The sequence below is a fragment of the Rhizobacter sp. P3_B12 genome (genome assembly GCF_056402895.1).
The window spans coordinates 1-4,311 of the sequence record NZ_JBFUGN010000521.1; the positions used below are offsets into that span (position 1 = coordinate 1).

At 66.6% G+C, this 4,311-nt stretch carries 6 protein-coding genes and 1 tRNA gene; 2 read left to right on the top strand and 5 right to left on the bottom strand.

All coding sequences use genetic code 11. The annotated features are described in order from the left end of the window. Positions 1-315 (top strand): hypothetical protein (locus AC1D01_RS22790; RefSeq protein ID WP_477870335.1); only part of this gene is annotated, 315 nt, incomplete at its 5' end. Between the two features lie 338 nt (positions 316-653). Here the strand turns inward: AC1D01_RS22790 and AC1D01_RS22795 are convergent. The 5 genes from AC1D01_RS22795 to AC1D01_RS22815 all read right to left on the bottom strand — a co-directional run bounded on the left by AC1D01_RS22795 (position 654) and on the right by AC1D01_RS22815 (position 3,994). Further along, complete coding sequence (locus AC1D01_RS22795) at positions 654-1,118, bottom strand: hypothetical protein (protein WP_477870337.1); 465 nt, start codon at positions 1,116-1,118, stop codon at positions 654-656. Continuing rightward, a tRNA-Ser gene (locus AC1D01_RS22800) sits at positions 1,091-1,178 on the bottom strand. The genes AC1D01_RS22795 and AC1D01_RS22800 overlap by 28 nt, the downstream gene beginning before the upstream one ends. 75 nt (positions 1,179-1,253) lie before the next feature. Continuing rightward, on the bottom strand, positions 1,254-2,549 hold the full coding sequence (serS, locus tag AC1D01_RS22805; protein WP_477870339.1) for a serine--tRNA ligase: 1,296 nt from the start codon (positions 2,547-2,549) through the stop codon (positions 1,254-1,256). Positions 2,550-2,588: 39 nt separating this feature from the next. Then, positions 2,589-3,551, bottom strand: a complete 963-nt coding sequence (gene ispH, locus AC1D01_RS22810; RefSeq protein WP_477870340.1) for a 4-hydroxy-3-methylbut-2-enyl diphosphate reductase — start codon at positions 3,549-3,551, stop codon at positions 2,589-2,591. Further along, positions 3,551-3,994, bottom strand: a complete 444-nt coding sequence (locus AC1D01_RS22815; protein ID WP_477870342.1) for an FKBP-type peptidyl-prolyl cis-trans isomerase — start codon at positions 3,992-3,994, stop codon at positions 3,551-3,553. The genes ispH and AC1D01_RS22815 overlap by 1 nt, the downstream gene beginning before the upstream one ends. A 71-nt stretch (positions 3,995-4,065) precedes the next feature. On the opposite strand from AC1D01_RS22815, the gene AC1D01_RS22820 reads away from it, so the two are divergent. Continuing rightward, the coding region (locus AC1D01_RS22820) for a UPF0758 domain-containing protein (RefSeq protein ID WP_477870344.1) at positions 4,066-4,311 on the top strand (246 nt) is incomplete at its 3' end.

The following is a 4,311-nucleotide window of genomic DNA, read 5'->3' on the forward strand; positions in this document are numbered from 1 at the left end:
GCGCAGGCGCAGGCGCAGGCGCAGGCGCAGGCGCAGGCGCAGGCGCAGGCGCAGGTGCAGGTGCAGGTGCAGGTGCAGGTGCAGGTGCAGGTGCAGGTGCAGGTGCAGGTGCAGGTGCAGGTGCAGGTGCAGGTGCAGGTGCAGGTGCAGGTGCAGGTGCAGGTGCAGGTGCAGGTGCCGACCCAACCGGTGCCGCCGCGGTATCCGAGTCATGGCCTCCGCCGCAGGCAGACAGCACCATGGCGCACAGCAGTGCGCTCGTCGCAGTGGCGCGTTTGGGACGGTTGGGGCGTTGGCTCGTCATGCTCATCGTGAAGATCGTGTTGTGTCAAAGTTTGCGCGGCACGCGCATGTCAGTCGACATGCGGCACCCTCGATTTCGGCGCTAGTGTCTGGGTCGCGATGTCAGGAAAACTGACGAAACTTGCGGAGTCGACGGATGCCACGCGGGGCGTTGGCGTAGCGAGACGCCATGCAACAAGATGCAAATCAACGTGAATCGGAAGACGCCGAATCGAGTCCGCAAGTGCCGCGAAGCGCGCCAGAATGACAAGATGTGCAAGAGGGCTTGTGGCGCACTGAATCGACCTGGCTGACGAGTAGCTGTTGGCCTTCGTCTCCGCAGTCATCGACATCAGCAATACGCGCTGTCCTCACTCGCGCTTCCATCGCTTCTGCTTACGCGAGCTCGTTGCACGAACGCTGTCGCGCTGACTGCAGCCTTGCACCCAATCTCCAAGGCGCGTCGCCTCATCGCTCAACAGCAACAGCGACGTGATCCCGAGACGCCGCAGCGCGCCCTGCCGGACTGAGTCCAGCAGCTGGGGCTCGTCGTCCAGGCAGCTGTGTCCGTCCCGCTCCAGCACGCACATCACCGCACGCACGCCATCAGCCACGTCGATCACCTTTTCGATCAGCTGATTCAGCGCACGTGCATCGATGCGCAGCGCATCGGTCGCCGGATCCGTCCATCGAAAGGGCTCGAACAACGGCTGCGAACCCCGCATATCCCATTTCAGGATTTTCCGGATCAACAACCAGCGCCCCAAAACAAAAAGCCCCGAACCATCCGGTCGGGGCTTTCGTCTTCTGGCGGAGAGGGTGGGATTCGAACCCACGGTACCTTGCGGTACGCCTGATTTCGAGTCAGGTACATTCGACCACTCTGCCACCTCTCCTGAAACTGGGGCTTCGGCGGGTCAACTGCCGAGCCGCGGATTCTAGCCCAGGAAATGGGCCGTTCCGCCCTCCCCTCAGCCTTTCAGCACCGTTTGCCCACCCAGGTACGGCCGCAAAACCTCCGGAACCGTGACGGATCCGTCAGCGTTCTGGTGGTTCTCCAGCACCGCCACCAGCGTGCGGCCCACCGCCAGGCCCGAGCCGTTCAAGGTGTGCACCAGCTCGTTCTTGCCCTGCGCATTCTTGAAGCGCGCCGGCATGCGCCGCGCCTGGAAGGCCTCGCAGTTCGAGCACGAGCTGATCTCGCGGTAGGTGTTCTGCGCCGGCAGCCACACCTCCAGGTCGTAGGTCTTGGTCGCACCGAACCCCATGTCGCCGCCGCACAGCGCCACCACCCGGTACGGCAGCTCCAGCAGCTTCAGCACCGCCTCGGCATGGCCCACCATCTCTTCCAGCGCCTCGTAGCTCTTCTCGGGGTGCGTGATCTGCACCATCTCGACCTTGTCGAACTGGTGCTGGCGGATCATCCCGCGCGTGTCGCGCCCCGCGCTGCCCGCCTCGGACCGGAAGCACGGGCTGTGCGCCGTCAGCTTGATCGGCAGCACGCTCTCGGCCAGCACCTCGCCGCGCACGCTGTTCGTCAACGAGATCTCCGAGGTGGAGATCAGGTACTGCTCGGCCTGCGCCTCGTCGCCGCCGCGGCTCACCCAGAACATGTCCTCCTTGAACTTCGGCAACTGCCCGGTGCCTTCCAGCACCTCGCGGTTGACGATGTACGGCGTGTAGCACTCGGTGTAGCCGTGCCGCTGCGTCTGCACGTCCAGCATGAACTGCGCCAGCGCCCGGTGCAGCCGCGCAATCGGCCCGCGCAGAAAGCTGAAGCGCGAGCCCGAGAGCTTCGCGCCGGTGTCGAAATCCAGCCCCAGCGGCGCGCCCACGTCCACGTGGTCCTTCACCGAGAAGTCGAACGTGCGCGGCACGCCCCAGCGCCGCACCTCGAGGTTGCCCGATTCATCGGTGCCTTCGGGCACGCTCGCATGCGGCAGGTTGGGCACGCTCATCAGCATCACCGAGAGCTCGGCCTGGATCGCCTCCAGCCGCTCGCCCGAGGCCTTCAGCTCATCGGCCAGGCCCGCCACCTCGGCCATCAGCGCCGAGGTGTCTTCGCCCTTGCCCTTGCGCATGCCGATCTGCTTCGACAGGCTGTTGCGCCTGGCCTGCAGCTCTTCGGTGCGGGTCTGCAGCGTCTTGCGCTCGCCTTCCAGCGACTGGAACTGCGCGACGTCGAGGTACGGTTGCGGCGACTTGCGCTTCTCGAGCAAGGCGACGACGCTGGCCAGGTCTTTGCGCAGCAGGTTGATGTCGAGCATGGGTTCTCTTCTCTGGGTACGGGGTGGAATTCTGGAAACTCAGACGTCGGCCATGGACTTGTCGCCCAGGCCCTTCGGCAGCGGGAAATGCGTGGTCTCGACCACGCCCGGCATCTTGCGCACCGACACCGCCCCCAGGCTGCGCAGCCGCTCGATCACCTGCTGCACCAGGATGTCGGGCGCCGAGGCACCGGCCGTCAGCCCCACGCGCCGCTTGCCGTCGAACCACTGCGCCTGCAGGTCTTCGGGCTGGTCGACCATGTAGGCATCGGCACCGAGCCGCTCGCCGAGCTCGCGCAGGCGGTTGCTGTTCGAGCTGGTCGGGCTGCCGACGACGATCAGCACGTCGACCTGCGGCGCCAGCACCTTGATCGCATCCTGCCGGTTCTGCGTGGCGTAGCAGATGTCCTGCTGCTTCGGCTCGCGCACCAGCGGAAACCGCTTCTTCACCGCCGAGAGAATCTCGGCCGCGTCGTCCACCGAGAGCGTGGTCTGCGTCACCACCGCCAGCTTGTCGCTCTGCGCCACCTGCACGCGCCCGACGTCGGCCACGTCTTCCACCAGGTAGATGCCCTCGTTGAGCTGCCCCATCGTGCCCTCGACCTCGGGGTGCCCCTTGTGGCCGATCATGATGAAGTCGTAGCCCTCCTTGTGCAGCTTGGCCACCTCCACGTGCACCTTGGTCACCAACGGGCAGGTGGCGTCGAACACGCTGAAGCCGCGCTGCGCCGCCTCCTGGCGCACCGCCTGCGACACGCCGTGCGCGCTGAACACCAGCGTGGCACCGGGCGGCACGTCGGCCAGGTCCTCGATGAAGATCGCGCCCTTGGCCTTCAGGTCGTTGACGACGTAGGTGTTGTGCACGATCTCGTGGCGCACGTAGATCGGCGCGCCGAATTTCTTGATCGCGCGCTCGACGATCTCGATCGCCCGGTCGACCCCGGCGCAAAAGCCGCGCGGCTCGGCCAGCAGCACTTCGTCCAGCGAGTGGTTCGCGTCCATCACAGCACCCCGATCAGTTGCACTTCGAAGGTCACCGGCTGGCCCGCCAGCGGGTGGTTGAAGTCGAACAGCAGCCAGTCGCCGCCCACCTCGCGCACGACGCCGGCATACGAGGCCTGGCCGTCCGGCGTCGGGAACTGCACCACGTCGCCCAGGTGGTACTGCTCGTCGGGGTCGCCCAGCTCGTGCAGCAGCGCGAGCTTCACGCGCTGCAGCATGTCGGGGTTGCGCTCGCCGAAGGCTTCGCCGGCCGGCAGGTCGAACGAGGCCCGGGTGCCCTCGGCCAGGCCCATCAGGCGCGCTTCCATCGCCGGCGAGAGCTCGCCGCTGCCCAATGACAGCGTGGCCGGCTTCTCGGCGAAGGTGTTGATGAGGTCGATGCCGTCGGGGCCGGCCAGTCGGTAGTGCAGGGTCAGGAACGATCCCTGTTGAACGTGGGTCAAGGCAAATCCTGGTTCGATAGACTGGGCCCAATTTTAGGTGCGGCGCCCCGCCGTGTCGCCGGACCATGCCCATGCTGCTCAAAGACCTGCCTGCCGACGCCCGTCCGCGTGAAAAACTGCTGGCCCGCGGCCCGCAGGCCCTGGCCGATGCCGAGCTGGTCGCGCTGCTGCTGCGCACCGGCGTCAAGGGCGATTCGGTGCTGGGCCTGGCGCAGCGCCTGCTCGACGATTTCGGGGGGCTCACCGGGCTGCTGCGGGCCGATCCGCAGGCGCTGCAGCGCATCAAGGGGCTGGGCCCCGCGAAGCTGGCGCAGGTG

Coding starts and splice junctions, on each gene's coding strand:
- serS (WP_477870339.1), bottom strand. CDS start 2,549: ATGCTCGACATCAACCTGCTGCGCAAAGACCTGGCCAGCGTCGTCGCC.
- ispH (WP_477870340.1), bottom strand. CDS start 3,551: ATGGACGCGAACCACTCGCTGGACGAAGTGCTGCTGGCCGAGCCGCGC.